This is a genomic window from Cupriavidus sp. 05T41, assembly GCF_056396525.1.
Window position 1 is genome coordinate 101,506 of record NZ_JBFTLQ010000005.1, and the last position, 18,382, is coordinate 119,887.

Genomic DNA, 18,382 nt, shown 5'->3' on the forward strand with positions numbered 1-18,382 from the left:
GCCGATCGGAGCTTTAGTACCGGATGTGCCTCATGTGGCGCTGGGCGCCGGCGTGTCAGCCGCCGCCGCCACCGCGCCAGCGCCGGTACATGGCCATGAGCGGCGTGGCCGAGGAGCCGTGCAGCGCCACCGAGAGCACCACCACGCACAGCGTGGCGTCGGCCAGCAGCAGGGCATGGCGTGGATCGGCACCATGCGCGAGGGCGTATGCCAGGTAATAGACCGAGCCGATGCCCCGCACGCCGAACCATGCCACCAGGCGGCGCTGGGCGGGCTGCAGCGCCGCCCCGGCGGTGCTGAGATACACGGCCAGCGGGCGTACCAGCAGGATCAGCGCCAGCCCCAGGCCGAGGTATTCCCAGCGCAGCAGCCGCGCCGACAGCAGCGCGCCCACCAGCACCATCACGCTCAGTTCGGCAAGCCGCTCGAGATCCAGCGAGAACTCGCCGACGATATGCGCCAGGTAGGCCGCAGCCTTGTCGTGCTGCACCGCCGTGCTTTCCTGGCCGACCAGCGCGGCCGACTCCAGCACTTCGCTGGGCTCTGTGTCCACGTTCTCGGCATGCTCCACATGCCGCATCGCCAGGCCGGCGGCGAACACGGCAAGGAAGCCATAGCTGTGTGCAGCCAGCGCCGCACCGTAGGCCGTCCCGATCAGGCCGATGGTGAAGAAGCTCTCCATGCCGAGCGCGCCACCGTGACGCTTGCGCAAGGCCAGCACCGCGCGGCTGCACAGCCAGCCCATGCCCCAGCCCAGCGCCAGGCCGGCCAGCGTGGCCCACAGCAGCTCGGCCCACAACCAGTGCTGCCAGGTGCCGCCCGCCCCGCGCGCGCCCATCAGCCCGAGCGCGAGCATGACGAAGGGAAAGGCGGCGCCATCGTTCAGCCCGCCCTCCCCGCTCAGGCTGAAGCGCATGCGATCGCGGTCCTGCGGGTCAGCCACCTGCACATCGGAGGCCAGCACCGGATCGGTCGGCGCCAGGATGGCGGCCAGCAGCAGCGCCACGCCGGCCGGCAGCCCCATGAGCAGCGTGCCGATCGCATACAGCATGGCAATGGTCAGCAGCATGCCCAGCGTGGCCAGCCGCAGGGGAATGCGCCAGATCCGCTCGCGCGGATGCACGCGCAGCCGCAGCCCCACCGCGAACAGCGAGACCAGCAGCGCGATCTCGGTGATCGTTTCCAGCACCACGGCATGCCCGCGGTCGGCCAGGTCGGCCCGGATCAGGCCCATCCCCGACGGCCCGAGCGCGATACCGGACACGAGGTACAGCGCGGAAGCCGAGACCGGCAGGCGCTTCATCATCGAGCCGATCAGCCCCATGGTGATCAGCAGCGCGCCGATGACCCATGCCCAGGTGCCAAGCAAGCGGGTACCTCCGGAGGCTTCTGCGGGATCGCCAGGATTCAGGATCCGCAGGATTGGTCGGACGGATGCGCGTTGCCGGCTCGCGGGCGGGCATCCAGCGGGCATCCATATTGCGGCGCACCGCGCAGACCAATACGCAAGCGCGCCATTGCACGCGGCCATGGCCGCGCCGCAGCATGCCAGGCAATGCACGGCGCCCGCCGTCATGCAAGAATGGCCGGCGGCATTTGAAAAAATTACCGGCGCAAAGGGCAGGCCCATGTCACCAACACGTTTTCTTGCACCGATGCTCGCGCTGCCGCTGGCCGGTCTGGGCGCGTGCTCCACCGCGGATGTGCTCAATGGATTAACCCAAAGCAAGGCGTATGCCCTGAGCGCCGGCGTCCCCTTTGCCAGCGGCGCACGGGGCAAGCTCGACGTCTACGCGCCGCGCGAGCCGGCATGCGGCGGCAAGGCGCCGGTGGTGGTGTTCTTCTACGGCGGCACCTGGAGCAGTGGCGAGAAGGCCGACTATGCCTACGTCGCCGCCGCGCTGGCCGCGCGGGGCATCCTTACCGTGATTCCCGACTACCGCCTCTATCCCGAGGTCGGCTACCCCGATTTCCTGGCCGACAACGCGCGCGCGGTCGCCTGGACGCGGCGCGAGATCGCCAGCTATGGCGGCGACCCGCAGCGCCTGTTCGTGATGGGCCATAGTGCCGGCGCCTACAACGCCGCCATGCTGGCGCTCGATCCGCGCTGGCTGGAAGGCGTCGACATGAGCCCGGCACAATTGCGCGGCTGGATCGGCCTGGCCGGGCCCTACGATTTCCTGCCCATCGAGAACCCGCAGGCCAGGCCCGTGTTCCACCATCCCGACTACCCCGCCGGCTCGCAGCCGATCGACTATGCGCGGGCGGGCACGCCCGCCGCCTTCATCGGCGTGGATGAAGGCGACCGCCTGGTCAACCCGCAGCGCAACTCGGCGCAGATGGCGGCCAGGCTGGAACAGCGCGGCGTGCCCACGCAGTACCGCAGCTACGCGCGGCTCTCGCACACCTTGCTGATCGGCGCCTTCTCCGATCCCCTGCACTGGCTGTCGCCGGTGCGCGACGATGTGGCCGATTTCGTGCTGCGCCGTGCCGAATGCGGGAGCGCGCCATGAGCGTGCCGTCGCCCTGCATCAAGATCTGCAAGTTCGACGAGGCCACCGGCTACTGCAAGGGGTGCCTGCGCACGCGCAAGGAATGCAAGGCGTGGAAGGAACTGAAAAAGAAGAAGCGCAGGAAGATCATCGCCGCGAGGCCGGAGCGCGAGGTGGCGCTGCGCGATGCCAGGAAGAAGGGCTGAGGCAGGGAAAGCGCGGCGCCACGGACGTGGTGGCGCCGGTCGGCACCGCCGCGGCCGTGGCGGCGATCAGTAGATCTCCGGCACCACCATGGCCTGTGGCACCGGCTGCCGCGTGTAGTCCTCGTGCCGCTCGCGCTGCGGCAGCACCACCGGCGGCTGCACGCGCTCGACGTAGGGCATCTGCTGCAGCAGGTGATGGATGCAGTTCAGGCGCGCCTTCTTCTTGTCGACCGCCTGCACCACCCACCACGGCGCCTCGGCGATATGGGTGCGCTCCAGCATGATCTCCTTGGCGCGCGTGTAGTCCTCCCAGCGGCGGCGCGACTCGAGATCCATCGGGCTGAGCTTCCACTGCTTGAGCGGGTCATGGATGCGGCTGAGGAAGCGCAGGTTCTGTTCGTCGTCGGAGATCGAGAACCAGTACTTGATGACCTGGATGCCCGAGCGCACCAGCATGCGCTCGAACTCCGGCACGGAGCGGAAGAACTCCTCGTACTGGTCGTCGGTGCAGAAACCCATCACGCGCTCGACCCCGGCGCGGTTGTACCAGCTGCGGTCGAACAGCACGATCTCGCCGGCGGCCGGCAGGTGCGAGACATAGCGCTGGAAATACCATTGCGTGCGCTCGCGGTCGTTGGGCGCGGGCAGCGCCGCCACGCGGGCCACGCGCGGATTGAGCCGCTGCGTGATGCGCTTGATCACGCCGCCCTTGCCGGCGGCGTCGCGCCCTTCAAACAGGATCACGACCTTGTGGCCGCTCTCCACCACCCAGCTCTGCAGCTTGACCAGCTCGCCCTGCAGGCGGAACAGCTCGCGGAAATACTCGCGGCGCGCAGCGCGCTCCTCTTCGTCCAGGCCGCCGCCGCCTTCGCCGAACAGCGTGTCGACGTGGTGGTCTTCCAGCTCCAGTTCGAGTTCTTCGTCATAGTGATCGGCCACCTCGCGGTGGATACGCCGGATCAGCTCGCTCTCGTCTGGTCTCATCGCACACTCCTCTTCGCATCAGCACGCCAGCCTAGCAGCAGCATGTGACGGCGGTATGAACGGGCGCCACTGCCGTCCGGTGGCGTTCAGTAGTCTTCCTGCTTGCGGAACGCCCAGCGCCCGGCCAGCACGGTGAAGCTGGCCACCAGCACCACCAGCACCCAGAAGCCGTGCGGGTGGTCCGCCAGCGGAATGCCGCCCACGTTCATGCCGAAGAAGCCGGCCACGATATTGATGGGCAGCGCCAGCACCGTCACCAGGGTCAGTGTAAACAGCGTGCGGTTGGTCTGCTCGTTTAGCTTGGCGGCGATTTCTTCCTGCAGCAGCTTGATGCGCTCGACCAGCGCCGCCAGGTCGCTGAGCACCAGCGAGAACTCTTCGGTGGATTCGCGCAGGTCCTGGCTGTCCTCCTCGCGCAGCCAGTCCGGCGGCCGGTTCAGCAGCCGGAACAGCGCGCCGGGCTCGGGCGCCAGCAGCCGCTGCAGCCGCACCAGCCCGCGCCGCATCGAGCCCAGCTCCACACGGTTGCCCTGCAGCCGCTGCGACAGCAGGCGGTCTTCGATCAGGTCCACGTTGGCACTGGTTTCGCGCACGATGCGTACCAGCACGTCGGCCTGGTCGCGCAGCAAGTGCACCAGCAGCGACAGCGGCGAACTGAACAGCTCGCCCTGCTTGACCGAGGCGCGCAACTGGTCCACCGAGCGCAGCGGCTTGAGGCGGGCCGTCACCAGCAGGCGGCGGTCGGCGCAGGCCCACAGCGTGGAGATATCGGTGGAAGTGACGCCGAAGTTATAAATGACGTCGTTGACCACGGCCAGCAGCGCCGCGTCGAGGCGTTCGATACGCGTGGAACGGGAGCCCTCGCGCAGCGCCTCGAAAAACCCTTCAGGCAGGTCCATCTGCCCTTTGAGCCAGCGCTCGCAGGCGCTATGGGCGAGGTTGAAGTGCAGCCAGATGAATTCGTCGCCAGGCGGCGGCGCCTTGAGCCAGGCGGATGCGCTGGCCGAGTCGATGGGCTGGCCCGGCTTTCCCGGCGGGAAGCGGAAGCCGCTTACCAGGCCGACCGGATCGGAGCCGTAGCCGGCTTCGACGATAGCCGCTTGCATGTATTGCCTCTTCGATTGCGCGAAAACGGCACATTAGCATGACGGCATGACACGGGGCAGAGGTCTGCCGGGCGGCGCCGGAGACCGGCGCACGCGGCCCCGTGGGTTCAGCCGAACTTGCGCCGCGCGTCCAGCGCCAGGCCCGAGCCGATGCCGCCGAACAGGTCGCCCTCGATGCGCTGCGCGCCCGGGATCAGTTCGGAAAGCCGCTCGCGCAGCAGCGGCACGCTGCTGGAGCCGCCTGTGAACAGCACGGTATCGATGCCATCGGCCTGCACGCCGGCGTCGCGCAGCAGGGCCTGCACGGTCTGCTCGGTCTTGCCGACCAGCTTGCCGATCGACTGGTCGAAGTCGGCGCGGCTGATGGCCATGGTCTCGCCCGGCGCGATGCGGCCCAGGTCGAGCTCGGTCTGCGGCTCGGCGGACAGCGCGATCTTGGCCGCTTCCACCTGGATCGCCAGCCAGTGGCCGGCACGCTGCTTGATCAGGCTGATCAGGCGGTCGAGCTTGACCTTGTCGGCGGCGTCGCGATAGTTGTCCATCACGTGCGACCACGCCTTGCGCGTGTACACCAGGTTGATGGTGTGCCAGCTCGCCAGGTCGAAGTACTGCCCCGACGGCATCGCCTTGCCGTTGCGCAGCTCGCTGCCCAGGCCGAGGAAGGGCATCACGCTGGCCAGGCTCAGGCTCTTGTCGAAATCCGTGCCGCCGATATGCACGCCGCCGTTGGCGAGGATGTCGCCGCGCCGGTCGGTCTTGCCGGCGCGCTCGGGCGACAGGCGCACCAGCGAGAAGTCCGAGGTACCGCCGCCGATGTCCGCCACCAGCACCAGTTCCTCGCGGGAAATCGTCGCTTCGTAGTCGAAGGCCGCGGCGATCGGCTCGTACTGGAACTCGATGTCCCTGAAGCCGGCGTCGGCGGCGATTTCGCGCAGGGTCTGCTCGGCAAGCTGGTCGGCCTTCTGGTCTTCGTCGATGAAGAACACCGGGCGGCCCAGCACGACCTGCTCGAAGCGCGCGCCCGCGACGCTCTCGGCACGCTGCTTGAGTTCACCGATGAAATGCGCGAGCAGCTTGCGGAACGGCATGGCCTGGCCCATCACCTCGGTGCTGTCCTCCATCATCGAGGTGCCCAGCAGGCTCTTGAGCGAGCGCATCAGCCGCCCCTCGTAGCCGGCCAGGTAATCGCCGAGCGCGGCGCGGCCGTAGCTCACCAGCGGGTCTTCGGCATGGAAAAAGATCACCGAGGGCAGCGTCAGCTTGCCGTCTTCGAGCGGCAACAGCGTGGCCTGGCCCGGACGGACCCAGCCCACCGTGGAATTGGAGGTGCCGAAATCGAGGCCGCATGCGTTTGACGTCATGTTTCTTGTTTCTTTCCTGCTGCAAAAATGAAGCCCTGAATCATAGCGCGTTCCTGGCAAGCGAACGGTCCGGCCGGCCCCGGGGATGGTCAGGCCGGCGCGTTGAGCAGGGCGAGTATCTGCTGGTGCAGGCGCGCATCGCCGCAGGCGACCACGGTGCCGCCGTGCTGCGCATCGCCACCGCTCCAGCTGGTCATCACGCCGCCGGCACCCTGCACGATCGGGATCAGCGCCTGCACGTCGTATGGCTTCAGGCCCGCCTCGACGACCGCGTCCACGTGGCCGGCGGCAACCATGCAATAGGCGTAGCAGTCGCCCCCGTAGCGCTGCATCCGGGCGGCATCCGCGACGCGGCGAAAGGCCGCGAACTGGGCCTCGTCCTCGAACATCTCCGGCGTGGTGCACATCACCTTGGCCTGCGCGAGGTCCGCGCAAGGGCGCGTGCGCAGCGGCTGGCCATTGAGCCAGGCGCCGCGCCCGTCGCCGCTGAAGCGCTCGCGCGTGAAGGGCTGGTCCATCACGCCGAGCACCGGCCGCTGGCCGTCGTTGAGTGCGATCAGCGTACCCCACAGCGGCAGCCCGGTGATAAAAGCCCGGGTGCCGTCGATCGGATCCAGCACCCAGGTCAGCGGCGAACTGCCGGCCACGCGCTCCTCCTCCTCGCCCAGGATGCCGTGCTCGGGGTAGCGTGCCCGGATCAGGGCGCGCATGGCATGCTCGGCAGCCTTGTCGGCCTCGGTGACCGGGTCGAAACGCCGGCCGCCCTTGTCCTGCACCGCGGGCGCGCTGCGGAAGTACGGCAGGCTGGCGGCGCCGGCCGCTTGCGCGAGCTGGCCCGCGAAGTCCATGTATTCGGTCAGTTGCTCGGCGGTGAAAGGCATCTCGGGGTCCTGGTGCGGTACGGCGGGGGCTGTCCCCGGGCGGGGAATGGCGCAGCGCGTCCGGGAAGCCAGCATTGTAGCGGCACGCACCGTGCAGGCCCTGCCCCGGCCGGGCGGCGCGGAGCCTGGCGCCGATTGTCTTTGGCGCCGTGCCCGCCCGATGCTAATGTCAAGCGTGCGGGTAGCCGTTTCCTGCCTCGCCCAACAGCCCGTTCCCCTTGCGCCGCGCGCCTGCCGCGCCCCCTCCGAGCTTGCTGAGTGACCCCGGGCATACCCCTTGCCGACGCGTCCGCGCTCCGTAAAAAAATTTCGGCGCGCGTGTAAGTTCGTGGCCTGACCGTCGACAAAAGCACATAGAACGCTGCAGCGCCACGCCCTCATCCCATCCGGACCCCGGCGCGCGTTGCGCAATATCGCCCGCTCCTGGAGAACGACGGTGGAGACAAATCAGCCATCGCGGCCCGTACCCGGCCGCCGCGGACATACGTCCGCCATCATCCAGCCTGGCTGGGTGCGCCTGACCCACTGGCTCAACGCCATCGCCGTCGTCATCATGGTCCTCAGCGGCTGGCGCATCTACAACGCCTCGCCGCTGTTCGGCCTGCGCTTTCCGAATGACATCACGCTCGGCGGCTGGCTGGGCGGCGCGCTGCAGTGGCACTTCGCCGCGATGTGGCTGCTGGTGGCCAACGGGCTGTTCTACCTGTCGATGAACGTGCTGACCGGCCGCTTGCGCCGCCGCTTCCTGCCGCTGTCGCTGCGCGGCGCGCTGCGCGACATCGGTGCCGCGCTGCGCGGCCGCCTGGCGCATGCGGACCTGGCGCAATACAACGCGGCGCAGAAGGCGATGTACTGCGGCGTGGTGCTGATACTGGTGCTGACCGTGTTGTCCGGCCTCGCGGTGTGGAAATCGGTGCAATTCCCGTTGCTGCGCACGCTGATGGGCGGCTACGACGCGGCGCGCTGGGTCCATTTCGTCTGCATGAGCGCCATCGTGCTGTTTGTGGTCGTGCATGTGGCGATGGTGGCGCTGGTGCCGCGCACGCTGCTGATCATGCTGCGCGGCCGCTGAGTACCCGCTTCCCCCCACGCAAGAGAGCTCCCATGACCAAGCCCAAGACCATCGCCGTGCCGGACCGGGAACTGATCCTGCGCGATGCTGCGCGCGCACTCGACATGCCCTCGCGCCGCCTGTTCGGCAAGCGTGCCATCACGCTCGGCGGCTTGTCGCTGCTGACCGGTTGCAGCATCAGCGACGACGCCTCCGTCGAGCGCTTCCTCGCCGCGGTGTCGCGCTTCAACGACCGAGTGCAGGGCTGGCTGTTCGATCCCGACCGGCTGGCGCCGACCTACGATGAATCCCGGCTGACGCGACCGTTCCCGTTCAACGCCTTCTACGGCGAGGATGAAGTGCCGCAGGTGCAGGCCGATGGCTTTCGCCTCGAAGTGAGCGGCCTGGTCGCGCGCAAGACCCCGTGGACACTCGAGCAGCTCTACGCGCTGCCGCAGACCTCGCAGGTCACGCGGCATATTTGCGTGGAGGGCTGGAGTGCCATCGGCAAATGGGGCGGCACGCCGTTCTCGACGTTCCTGCAGCGGGTGGGCGCGGACACCAGCGCCCGCTACGTCGGCTTCCGCTGCGCCGACGACTACTACACCAGCATCGACATGCCGACCGCGCTGCATCCGCAGACCTTGCTGACCTTTACCTACGACGGGGAAAGACTGCCTCCCAAATACGGCTTTCCCATGAAGCTGCGCATGCCGACCAAGCTTGGCTACAAGAACCCCAAGCACATCATGGCGCTGTACGTCACCAACACGTATCCCGGCGGTTACTGGGAAGACCAGGGATACAACTGGTTCGGCGGATCCTGACCCGCATGGATCCGCGCGAAGAATCGGCCGGCATGGTGCCGGCCTGCACACTGACCACCCCAAGGAGTATTCCATGAACAAACTGTTCGCAGCCCTGCTCTCGGCCACCATGCTGCTCGGCGGCCACGCTTTCGCGCAGGACGCCATGAAGAAGGATGCCGCTCCCATGAGCAAGGACAGCAGCATGGCCAAGGACACCATGGGCAAGGACGCCATGGGCAAGGATGCAATGAGCAAGGATGCGATGAGCAAGGACAAGATGAAGAAGGGGCACGACGCCATGGGCAAGGACACGATGGGGAAGGACGCCATGGGCAAGGATGCGATGAGCAAGGACGCCACGAAGCAGTAGGGACATCGCCATCGCGCTCCCGCCTGCCGCGCAAGCGGCAGCCGTGCCGAAACGCCCCGCCCGAGCGCGGGGCGGCTGCTTTGTGCCTCAGGCATCTCCGGCGTCACGCTCCGCCCATCGGTACATACCCGCAGCGTGCCGCACTGAAAGGCGGATGAAAGCACCCGCGCCTACCGTGAATGGATAAGCCATCGGGGCCGCAGCCTGCGCGCGCCTGCTGTCGAGGATATCTCGTGGCACAACGATGCAGGCGGGGAGGCGGCGTCATGGATTTGATCGAGCATCTGGGCCTTGGGTTCTCCACGGCCCTGACCCTGCAGAACATAGGCTACTGCTTCCTCGGCTGCGTGCTGGGCACGCTGATCGGCGTGCTGCCGGGCATCGGCCCGCTGGCCACCATCGCCATGCTGCTGCCGGTGACCTACACGCTGCCCCCGGTGGCCGCGCTGATCATGCTGGCCGGCATCTACTACGGCGCGCAGTACGGTGGCTCGACCACCGCCATCCTGGTCAACCTGCCTGGTGAATCGTCGTCGGTGGTGACCACCATCGATGGCTACCAGATGGCCAGGCGAGGGCGAGCGGGGGTGGCGCTGGCCACCGCCGGCCTGGGCTCGTTCTTCGCCGGCTGCGTGGCGACCCTGATCCTGGCTGCGTTCGCCACGCCGCTGTCGGAACTGGCATTCAAGTTCGGCCCGGCCGAGTACTTCTCGCTGATGGTGCTGGGCCTGATCGGCGCCGTAGTGCTGGCGTCGGGCTCACTGGCGAAAGCCGTGGCGATGATCGTGCTGGGCCTGCTGCTGGGCCTGGTCGGCACCGACGTGAACTCGGGCGCCGCGCGCTTCTCCTTCGATGTGCCTGAACTCACCGATGGCGTCGACTTCGTCGCGCTGGCCATGGGCATGTTCGGCTTCGCGGAAATCATCGCGAACCTGGAGCAGAAGGAAAACCGCGAGACCTTCACCGACCATGTCACCAACCTGTGGCCGAGCAAGGCCGATTTCAAGCGCATGATCCCTGCCGTGCTGCGTGGCACGCTGCTGGGCTCAGCACTGGGCATCCTGCCGGGCGGCGGCGCGGCGCTGGCCTCGTTCGCGGCCTACTCGCTGGAAAAGAAGACCTCGAAGTACTCGCATGAGTTCGGCAAGGGCGCCATCGAAGGCGTGGCGGGTCCGGAATCGGCCAACAACGCCGCGGCGCAGACCTCCTTCATCCCGCTGCTGACGCTGGGCATTCCGCCCAACGCGGTGATGGCGCTGATGGTGGGCGCGATGACCATCCACAATATCCAGCCGGGCCCGCAGGTCATGACCAGCAACCCCGCGCTGTTCTGGGGGCTGATCGCCTCGATGTGGATCGGCAACCTGATGCTGATCATCCTGAACCTGCCGCTGATCGGCATCTGGGTCAAGCTGCTGCAGGTGCCCTACCGCTACCTGTTCCCGGCCATCCTGACGTTCTGCTGCATCGGCGTGTACTCGGTCAACAACCAGACCTTCGACGTCTTCACGGCGGCCGCCTTCGGCGTGGTCGGCTATCTCTTCATCAAGCTCAAGTGCGAACCGGCGCCGCTGCTGCTGGGCTTCGTGCTGGGACCGATGATGGAGGAGAATTTCCGCCGCGCGCTGCTGCTCTCGCGTGGAGCGTTCACGGTGTTCGTGACGCGGCCGCTGTCGCTGGGCCTGCTGATCGCCGCCGCCGTGCTGGTGGCCATCGTGGCGCTGCCTTCGATCAAGGCCAAGCGCGAAGAGGCCTTCCAGGAAGAGTGAGGCGCGCCTTGATGCGCGCCCGCGCGCACGCTCTGCTAGCCCGCGCTGCGCGCTTCGGCTCGGTCGTGCCCGGTCCACGTCAGGCGCCAGCCGGACGTGGCGGTCTTCGCCACCAGCCCCGCATCCTGCAGCAGCAGCAGATGGTGGCTGAGCTTGGCCGCCTCGACATTGCCGAGTGCCTTGGCAAGCTGGAGGTCGCTCATCATTGCCTGGCTATCGGAACGCAATGCCGTCAGCACCCGGTCCGCGAAAGACATGTCTCGCCGCATCTCGTCCCCCCGCAGTATCGCAGCGCAGCGCCGGTGCGCCGGCACTTTCCCCCTGCTGCCAGCATAGGCGCTAACGCGCACCCATAGTGATATTTCGCGCGGCGCGCCATGGGTGTGCCGTCGCGCAAAACAAATCGCACATTCGAGAACAAACGGCGTATGCTGCCCAGGAAAACGCCGGCACGGGAGACGACGATGTCCAGACAGATCAAGCACAAGGCGGAACTGCGCGCGATGATTCGCGCGGAGCAACTGAAGTACCCGGAATGCGCCGGCACCTGTTTCGGCGACGTGGCATGGCACGCTCCCGACACGAACGGCTGCAACTGGACCGTGTCCACCATGGAAGGCGCGAACAGCAAGGCCTGCCTGGAGAAGATCCAGGCCTTCACGAATTCCCTGCAGCAGAACTACAACGTGCCGGACGAAGGCAAGTAGCGCGGCAATGCACCGCGGGGCGACCGCCCCGCGGCCAGTCCGTACCAGCTATCCGGGGAAGCGCATGCGCGGCACGCCGGCGGCGACACGGGAGCCTACCGGGCGCAACTCGCCTTCCCATGGCTGCGCCTGCAGGTCCAGCACGTAGTCGCCTTCGCCGGCCTTGTCGTAGAGGTTGTCGCGGATTACCTGCCCGATCGCCAGGCGGCAGAGGGCTTCGGAGTTGTCGGCAACAGTGCCGGCCAGCGCGGTCTCCTCGCTGGCCTGTACGCCGAACGAGCGCCTGCCCTCGCCGACGAAACTGGTGAAGCGCACGCCGTTCGGACGGCTGGCGTCGACGAAGCTCACGGCAACGTGGTAGGCGATTCCCTTGCCCTGGCCAGGCAGAGTGCACAGGAAGTTGGACGGTAAGGCAACCTTGTTCATGGTGTATGCGCTTGCGAGGCCGCGGCACACGCGGCCGGATTGACAGGCAGACAGACCAGCGGCACGAACCACATCACCTACCGGTCCACCATGTTACCGGGGATGGCTGCGGCCCATGCGGCAGCCCTGGCCAGGTGTCAGAGCGATACCACGGATTGCCCGGGAACCGCGCCGTTGATGATGTCTTCGGCGTAGCGCAGTACCCCGCGCCGCGCCGCGCCCACGTTGTCCCACTGCGTGCTGTCGAGGCGGAACGTGAGCGCATGCCCGCCGCTGGGCTCGCCGCCCTCGCGGCAGATCACCACGGCGGCGTCAAAAGTCCGGTCTGGCCTGCGTTCTGGCCAGTTGCGCACCACCGCATGCTTATATACGAGCGGGTACAGGTCGTATCCCTTATAGCTGGCAATCGGGTTGGTATCCATGATCCGCTCCGCATTTTGATGTTTCTCACTGTACTCCTATCACCCGGGCCGCTCGCCATTTATTTGCTGCCGCGCGAGCGGCCTGCAGACGTAAAAAAACCCCGCAATGCGGGGTTTTTTCACGAAGCGACTCGGGCGATCAGATCGGCTCGATCTTGGTCGCTGCCGGGCCCTTTTGGCCAACGCCGGCTACGTAACGGACCTTCTGGCCTTCTTGCAGGGACTTGAAGCCGCTGCCTTGAATTTCCGAGAAGTGAGCGAACAGGTCGTTGCCGCCTGCGTCCGGGGTGATGAAGCCGAAGCCCTTGGAATCATTGAACCACTTGACGGTACCGGTTTCCATGCTGGATATCCTTTAAACCTTAAAAGTTCTGAATGAGCCTGATGCTCACCAGGCACGACGATCAAGGAAGGAACATGGAGCAATTGAATCGCCGCTTGGAGGGGACGATCCATAACATCGGAGTAACCGCTTGAAAGACCTGCATCAGCGTTTATACAGGGACGCACCCACGATGTCAACGATGCGATAGAAAAAGTATGCCGGGGACCGCGCTCTGGTCACCCCGGCCGCGGTCCGGATGCGCTCAGTCGTCGTAGCCGTCCAGCCCGACGCGGTATAGGGTGGCCCCGACTTTCTCGAGCAATGCGCGCGCGGCATCGGAAAACGGTTCGCTGGCCAGCAGCGCGGCCAGCCCTGCCACGGCGTCGTCGACCGACAACTCGACCGTTTCATCAGTGGCAATGCGTTCGAAAGTGCTGATTACTACGGTCGGGTCCATCCGGATTCTCCTGCAAGAAATGCGTTTCGCCGCCCCGGCGGCATGCCGGGGCCAGCAATCAGCGCGAATGGTAGCACCACCACGGCGCGCCCCGGCAGGCACGCAAGCGGATTGCGCGCGGCTGCCTGCCCCGCCCCACATGCTCCCCGCGGCAGCGGGCCTCACCGGGCCTCACCGGGTCTCGCCACGCTCCTGCTTCGGCGGCAGCGCGCGCAGGCGCCGGTTGACCTCCAGCAACGTGTCGCAATCGTCACCGCCGTCTGCGGCGCGCTTGCGGATATAGGCGGTGATGCCCAGCAGCGGACGCTTGCGCTCGCCGCAGGCGGCCCTGGCGTGCGCACAAGCCACTTCGGTTTCCTTGTCGAGACTGTCTCGCACGATGCTCAGCAGGTCGCCGCAGTTCGCCGGCTGGACCGGCTGGACCGGCTGGACCGGCTGGACCGGCTGGACCGGCTGGACCGGCTGAGCCGGCAGGGCCGCGGGAGGCGCCGGGGCTGCGCCAGGCTGGCTTGCGTCTTCGGCGTCCGCCGCACGCACGCCGGTGGCAAGTACGGCAACCGCCACGCACAGCAGGTGACCGACATATCGGCCCCGCCTCGACAAGGCATCTGGCGCGAATCGTTTGAAATTTCTACAAAACTTATCCGGCATGGGGCTGGAAAAAAATACAAGGAAAACGAGACCGGCGTGCGGTGCCAGCGCCGCGGCGGGACGCCGGCGTGCCATACACGGCGGCCGGCGGCGGCGTACGATGCCAATGCAGGAATCGTTCCCTGCGCCTGTCGTTCCCTCCGCCTCGCCCGCCGGCGGCGGGCACGCTTCCTGCCGGCGCATACCGATAGCCGCTCCTATCCCTGGTCCGTCCTCCTTTTGCAGCGGGGTGCGCAAGATGCCGAGCCAACTGGACAAGTACCGCCAGAAGCGCGATTTCACCGTCACCAGCGAGCCCAGGGGGCGCGCCTCGCGCAAGCACGCCGCCGGGCTGTCCTTCGTGATCCAGAAGCACGCCGCCAGGCGCCTGCACTACGACTTGCGCCTGGAACTGGACGGCACCCTCAAGAGCTGGGCGGTGCCGAAGGGGCCGAGCCTCGATCCCGCCGACAAGCGCATGGCGGTACAGGTGGAGGACCACCCGCTCGACTACGGTTCGTTCGAGGGCGTCATCGCGCCGGGGCAATATGGCGCAGGTACCGTCATCGTGTGGGACCGCGGCACCTGGGAGCCGGTTGGCGATCCGCTGGCGGGATATCGCGATGGCAAGCTCAAGTTCGCGCTGCAGGGCGAGAAGCTGCACGGGCACTGGACCCTGGTACGCATGCACGGCCGGGACCAGGACACCGCCAGGCCGGCCTGGCTGCTTATTAAGGAGCGCGACGAAGAAGCACGCGCGGCGTCGGCCTTCGACGTCGTGGCGGCGATGCCCGACAGCGTCTTGTCCGGCAAGAAGGCGGCGGCGAAGCCCGCGGCAAGAGCCGCGGCGAAAGGCACGCGGAAAACCGCTCAGGCGCCCGCCGCCGACGATATGCCTGCCGGCGCGAAGGCCGCCGGCCTGCCGCTCATGCTGGCGCCGCAGCTTGCCTCGCTGGTCGAACAGGCGCCGCCGGCGCACCAGGACTGGCTGTACGAGGTCAAGTTCGACGGCTACCGCCTGCTTGCGCGCGTCGACGGCAAGGACGTGCGCCTGTTCACGCGCAATGGCAACGACTGGACCTCGCGCCTGCGCAGCCTGGCCCGCGCCGTGGCCGCGCTCGGCCTGCACTCGGGCTGGCTCGACGGCGAGATCGTGATCGCCGACAAGCAAGGCAGGACGGATTTCCAGGCCTTGCAGAACGCCTTCGAAAGCGCGCAGGTGGAAGATGTCCAGTACTACGTCTTCGACCTGCCGTACTGCAACGGCTTCGACCTGCGCAAGGTGCCGCTGGCCGCTCGCCGCGACATGCTGCGGCACGCGCTCGCGGCAGGCACGTCGAGCCGCCTGCGCTTCAGCGAAAGCTTCGACGCCGGGCCCGCCGAGCTGCTGCGTGCGGTCTGCAAGCTCCGCTTCGAGGGCGTGATCGGCAAGCGCGCAGACGCGCCCTACGTATCCGCGCGCTCGCCCACGTGGATCAAGCTCAAATGCACCCGCCGCCAGGAGTTCGTGGTGGTCGGCTATACCGACCCTGCCGGCTCGCGCCAGGGTATCGGCGCCCTGCTGCTTGGCGTGCATGACGAGCGCGGCCGCCTGCGCTACGCCGGCAAGGTCGGCACCGGCTTCGACACACAGACGCTGGCTTCGCTGCAGCGCAAGCTCGAACCACTGCGCCAGGATGCCTCGCCGATGGACAGCATGCAGGACACGCCGCCGGGCAGGATGCAGGCGCACTGGGTCAAGCCCAGGCTGGTGGCCGAGATCGCGTTCGGCAACTGGACCCGGGAGGGGCGCGTGCGGCATGCGGTTTTCCACGGCCTGCGCTCCGACAAGCCGGCCTCGGCCATCTCGGTGGAACGTGCAACGGACACCAGAGAGGACCACGCGATGGCTGCCACGCCGGCGCGCAAGCCCGGAACGACGCGCAGCAGCAAGGACGCCGGCAAGGCCAGGAACATGGAGATGGAGACAGATTCGAAGACGGACTCGGAGACGGACTCGGAGACGCACGCCGGGAGGACCCCGAAGAAAAGCGCGACGAAGGCTGCAGCCAGGACCGCCAGCGCTGCCACCGCAGGCGCCGGTGCCGGCGTGCGGGTGAGCCATGCCGATCGCGTCATCGACCCCGCCACCGGCCTGACCAAGGGCCACCTCGTGGCGTACTACGAAGCCATCGCGCCGCTTCTGCTGCCGCACCTGCGCGGCCGGCCGGTGGCGCTGGTGCGCGGGCCCGCGGGCATCGGCGGCGAGCTCTTTTTCCAGAAGCACGGCGACAGCTTGCGCATGCCGGGCATCAACACGCTCGATCCCGCGCTCTGGCCCACCCACCCGCCGCTGCTCGAGATCGCGTCAGAAGCCGGCATCGTGGCCGCGGCGCAGTTCAACGTGATCGAGCTCCATACGTGGAACGCGAACAAGCGCGCGATCGGCAAGCCGGACCGCGTGATCTTCGACCTGGACCCCGGCGAAGGCGTGCCGTTCGGCCATGTACGCGAGGGCGCCGCCATGATGAAAGCGGTGCTCGACGAACTGGGCCTGTCCGCGTTTCTCAAGACCAGCGGCGGCAAGGGCCTGCACGTGGTGCTGCCGATCGCCGCGCGGCTCGACTGGGAGACCGTGAAGGACTTCTCGCATCAGCTCGTGCTGCACATGACGGCGACCGTGCCGCAGCGCTTCGTCGCCAGGAGCGGGCCGCGCAACCGCGTCGGCAAGATCTTCATCGATTACCTGCGCAACGGCTTCGGCGCCACCACGGTCGCAGCCTACTCGGCGCGGGCGCGGCCGGGACTCGGCGTTTCGGTTCCGTTGGCGTGGGACGAGCTCGACGAAATCACCTCGGGCGCGCAATGGAATATCGCCAGTCTCCACGAGCGGATCGGCGCGCAGCGCGCCGACCCGTGGGCCGCCTATGCCAGATCACGGCAGACGCTGACCAGGGCCATCAGGCTGCTGGCGGCGTGAGCGGCCCGCGCGCTCACTGTCAGGCAGCAGCATCGCGCAGCGCGGCAAGGCACCGAGGCACCAAAGACGGCGATCAGCGGCTCGCCGGCAGCGCCGCCAGCCCGTCTAGCAGCGCCTTGTGGAAGGCTTGCGGGTCCTGCATCTGCGGCGCATGCCCCAGCTCGGGGAACTCCACCAGCCTGGCGTTGGGCAGCGTGGCGGCAGTCAGCTTGCCCAGCTCGGCATAGTTGCCCACCTTGGCGCGGACCTCGGGCGCCGCCGCATCCTTGGCGATCGCAGTGGTGTCCTTGTCGCCGATCAGCAGCAGGGTCGGCGTCTTCAGCGCGCCCAGCTCATAGACCACCGGCTGCGTGAAGATCATGTCGTAGATCAGCGCGGAATTCCATGCCACCTGCTGCTTGCCCGGGCCGCGGTTCATGCCGGCCAGCATCTGCACCCAGGGCTCGTAGTCCTGGCGCCAGGTGCCCACGTAGTAGGTCGCCTGCTCATAGCTGCGGATCTTGTCGGCATTGGTGGCCAGTTCGCGCGCATACCACTGGTCGACCGACAGCGAAGGCACGCCCTTGGCCTTCCAGTCTTCCAGGCCGATCGGATTGACCAGCGCGAGTTGCGTGGTCTGCTGCGGATACATCAGCGCGTAGCGCATCGCCAGCATGCCGCCGGTGGAATGGCCGATCACCACCGCCTGGTCGACCCCGATCGACTCGAGCAAGGCGTGCGTGTTGCGCGCCAGTTGCTGGAACGTGTACTGGTAGCGCGCCGGCTTGCTGGACTTGCAGAAGCCGATCTGGTCCGGCGCCACCACGCGGTATCCCGCCGCGCTCAGCGCCTTGATGCTGCCCTCCCAGGTCGCGGCGCAGAAGTTCTTGCCGTGCAGCAGCACCGCGGTGCGTCCGTTGGGCCGGGCCGGCTTGATGTCCATGTAGGCCATGTGCATGGCCTCCCCCTGCGAGGTGAAGCTGAACTGCTGGACCGGGGCGGGATAGTCGAAGCCCTGCAGCTCGGGGCCGTAGGCCGGGCCGTCGTCGGCGGCCAGCACGGCCGCCGGAGCGGCAACGCACGCAGCGGCGAGCAGGGTAAGGCGGAAGTGGCGGTGCAAACGCATGACAGGGGATCCCGACGAAAGAAGATGAATCGAACAAGCGCGGACGCCCACGCGGGCGGGCCAGTTCCGGACCCGGGCATCGTAGCGGAAAGCCGCGGCATCTGCCGCGCGCCGCTCAGCCCTTCGTCGCGCCCGGGCCGAAGATATGGACGAGGTTGCCCTCGGGATCGCGCAGCATGGTCGAGCGCAACTGCGCCGAGATCTGCTGGTCCGCCCAGACGAACTCCACGTCGTAGAACTTGAGCATGATGTTTTCCTGGAGGATGGGCGAGACGATCCACGGCCAAGGCGGAATTGCCTGGCCGGCTCGCGTCCGGGCCGG

At 67.5% G+C, this 18,382-nt stretch carries 21 protein-coding genes; 8 read left to right on the forward strand and 13 right to left on the reverse strand.

Annotated features, from left to right (window positions below; translation table 11 throughout):
- Positions 1–55: 55 nt before the first annotated feature.
- The gene (locus AC1DKV_RS04870) at positions 56–1,369 is read right to left on the reverse strand and encodes a cation:proton antiporter (RefSeq protein WP_441643355.1); all 1,314 of its coding nucleotides are present in this window, start codon (positions 1,367–1,369) and stop codon (positions 56–58) included.
- 259 nt (positions 1,370–1,628) lie between these two features.
- Between AC1DKV_RS04870 and AC1DKV_RS04875 the strand changes: the two genes are divergently transcribed.
- Positions 1,629–2,513, forward strand: a complete 885-nt coding sequence (locus AC1DKV_RS04875) for an alpha/beta hydrolase (RefSeq protein WP_441612663.1) — start codon at positions 1,629–1,631, stop codon at positions 2,511–2,513.
- Positions 2,510–2,698: a DUF1289 domain-containing protein gene (locus AC1DKV_RS04880; protein WP_441612664.1), complete on the forward strand. Its 189-nt coding sequence runs from the start codon at positions 2,510–2,512 to the stop codon at positions 2,696–2,698. Before AC1DKV_RS04875 ends, AC1DKV_RS04880 begins: the two co-directional genes overlap by 4 nt.
- A 66-nt stretch (positions 2,699–2,764) precedes the next feature.
- Here the strand turns inward: AC1DKV_RS04880 and ppk2 are convergent, their stop codons facing one another.
- From ppk2 to hisN, 4 genes are all read right to left on the reverse strand, one after another.
- On the reverse strand, positions 2,765–3,682 hold the full coding sequence (gene ppk2, locus AC1DKV_RS04885) for a polyphosphate kinase 2 (protein ID WP_441612665.1): 918 nt from the start codon (positions 3,680–3,682) through the stop codon (positions 2,765–2,767).
- Between the two features lie 86 nt (positions 3,683–3,768).
- On the reverse strand, positions 3,769–4,788 hold the full coding sequence (locus tag AC1DKV_RS04890; RefSeq protein WP_441612666.1) for a transporter: 1,020 nt from the start codon (positions 4,786–4,788) through the stop codon (positions 3,769–3,771).
- A 107-nt stretch (positions 4,789–4,895) separates the two neighbouring features.
- The gene (locus AC1DKV_RS04895; RefSeq protein WP_441612667.1) at positions 4,896–6,149 is read right to left on the reverse strand and encodes an Hsp70 family protein; all 1,254 of its coding nucleotides are present in this window, start codon (positions 6,147–6,149) and stop codon (positions 4,896–4,898) included.
- Between the two features lie 89 nt (positions 6,150–6,238).
- Positions 6,239–7,030 carry a histidinol-phosphatase gene (gene hisN / locus AC1DKV_RS04900; RefSeq protein ID WP_441612668.1) on the reverse strand — a complete coding sequence of 264 codons (792 nt, stop codon included), beginning with the start codon at positions 7,028–7,030 and terminating at the stop codon, positions 6,239–6,241.
- Between the two features lie 436 nt (positions 7,031–7,466).
- Between hisN and AC1DKV_RS04905 the strand changes: the two genes are divergently transcribed.
- From AC1DKV_RS04905 to AC1DKV_RS04920, 4 genes are all read left to right on the forward strand, one after another.
- Positions 7,467–8,102 carry a cytochrome b/b6 domain-containing protein gene (locus tag AC1DKV_RS04905; protein WP_441612669.1) on the forward strand — a complete coding sequence of 212 codons (636 nt, stop codon included), beginning with the start codon at positions 7,467–7,469 and terminating at the stop codon, positions 8,100–8,102.
- Positions 8,103–8,134: 32 nt separating this feature from the next.
- The gene (locus tag AC1DKV_RS04910) at positions 8,135–8,908 is read left to right on the forward strand and encodes a molybdopterin-dependent oxidoreductase (RefSeq protein WP_441612670.1); all 774 of its coding nucleotides are present in this window, start codon (positions 8,135–8,137) and stop codon (positions 8,906–8,908) included.
- Positions 8,909–8,981: 73 nt separating this feature from the next.
- Positions 8,982–9,260 carry a pentapeptide MXKDX repeat protein gene (locus AC1DKV_RS04915; protein WP_441612671.1) on the forward strand — a complete coding sequence of 93 codons (279 nt, stop codon included), beginning with the start codon at positions 8,982–8,984 and terminating at the stop codon, positions 9,258–9,260.
- Positions 9,261–9,526: 266 nt separating this feature from the next.
- The gene (locus AC1DKV_RS04920; protein WP_441612672.1) at positions 9,527–11,029 is read left to right on the forward strand and encodes a tripartite tricarboxylate transporter permease; all 1,503 of its coding nucleotides are present in this window, start codon (positions 9,527–9,529) and stop codon (positions 11,027–11,029) included.
- Positions 11,030–11,064: 35 nt separating this feature from the next.
- On the opposite strand, the gene AC1DKV_RS04925 is transcribed toward AC1DKV_RS04920, so the two are convergent.
- Positions 11,065–11,286 (reverse strand): hypothetical protein, encoded by a 222-nt coding sequence (locus tag AC1DKV_RS04925; protein ID WP_441612673.1) that lies wholly within the window; start codon positions 11,284–11,286, stop codon positions 11,065–11,067.
- A gap of 207 nt (positions 11,287–11,493) precedes the next feature.
- Here AC1DKV_RS04925 and AC1DKV_RS04930 point away from each other — a divergent pair, with 207 nt between their 5' ends.
- Positions 11,494–11,736, forward strand: a complete 243-nt coding sequence (locus AC1DKV_RS04930) for a hypothetical protein (RefSeq protein WP_441612674.1) — start codon at positions 11,494–11,496, stop codon at positions 11,734–11,736.
- 48 nt (positions 11,737–11,784) lie between these two features.
- Here AC1DKV_RS04930 and AC1DKV_RS04935 read toward each other — a convergent pair whose 3' ends face one another.
- The 5 genes from AC1DKV_RS04935 to AC1DKV_RS04955 form a co-directional block, all read right to left on the reverse strand.
- Positions 11,785–12,162 carry a hypothetical protein gene (locus tag AC1DKV_RS04935; protein WP_441612675.1) on the reverse strand — a complete coding sequence of 126 codons (378 nt, stop codon included), beginning with the start codon at positions 12,160–12,162 and terminating at the stop codon, positions 11,785–11,787.
- A 137-nt stretch (positions 12,163–12,299) separates the two neighbouring features.
- Positions 12,300–12,584 (reverse strand): hypothetical protein, encoded by a 285-nt coding sequence (locus AC1DKV_RS04940; protein WP_441612676.1) that lies wholly within the window; start codon positions 12,582–12,584, stop codon positions 12,300–12,302.
- A 139-nt stretch (positions 12,585–12,723) separates the two neighbouring features.
- Positions 12,724–12,927, reverse strand: coding sequence for a cold-shock protein (locus AC1DKV_RS04945; RefSeq protein ID WP_020202065.1), 204 nt, complete (start codon positions 12,925–12,927; stop codon positions 12,724–12,726).
- A 244-nt stretch (positions 12,928–13,171) separates the two neighbouring features.
- Complete coding sequence (locus AC1DKV_RS04950) at positions 13,172–13,366, reverse strand: hypothetical protein (RefSeq protein WP_441612677.1); 195 nt, start codon at positions 13,364–13,366, stop codon at positions 13,172–13,174.
- A gap of 171 nt (positions 13,367–13,537) precedes the next feature.
- Positions 13,538–13,930, reverse strand: coding sequence for a hypothetical protein (locus AC1DKV_RS04955; protein WP_477137502.1), 393 nt, complete (start codon positions 13,928–13,930; stop codon positions 13,538–13,540).
- Positions 13,931–14,255: 325 nt separating this feature from the next.
- On the opposite strand from AC1DKV_RS04955, the gene ligD reads away from it, so the two are divergent.
- A complete protein-coding gene (gene ligD, locus AC1DKV_RS04960; protein ID WP_441612679.1) occupies positions 14,256–16,955 on the forward strand; it encodes a DNA ligase D in 2,700 nt (899 codons plus the stop codon).
- A 73-nt stretch (positions 16,956–17,028) separates the two neighbouring features.
- Here ligD and AC1DKV_RS04965 read toward each other — a convergent pair whose 3' ends face one another.
- Both AC1DKV_RS04965 and AC1DKV_RS04970 read right to left on the reverse strand, forming a co-directional pair.
- Positions 17,029–18,060, reverse strand: coding sequence for an alpha/beta fold hydrolase (locus AC1DKV_RS04965; RefSeq protein WP_441612680.1), 1,032 nt, complete (start codon positions 18,058–18,060; stop codon positions 17,029–17,031).
- A 115-nt stretch (positions 18,061–18,175) separates the two neighbouring features.
- Positions 18,176–18,307: a hypothetical protein gene (locus AC1DKV_RS04970; RefSeq protein WP_441612681.1), complete on the reverse strand. Its 132-nt coding sequence runs from the start codon at positions 18,305–18,307 to the stop codon at positions 18,176–18,178.
- Positions 18,308–18,382: the final 75 nt, after the last annotated feature.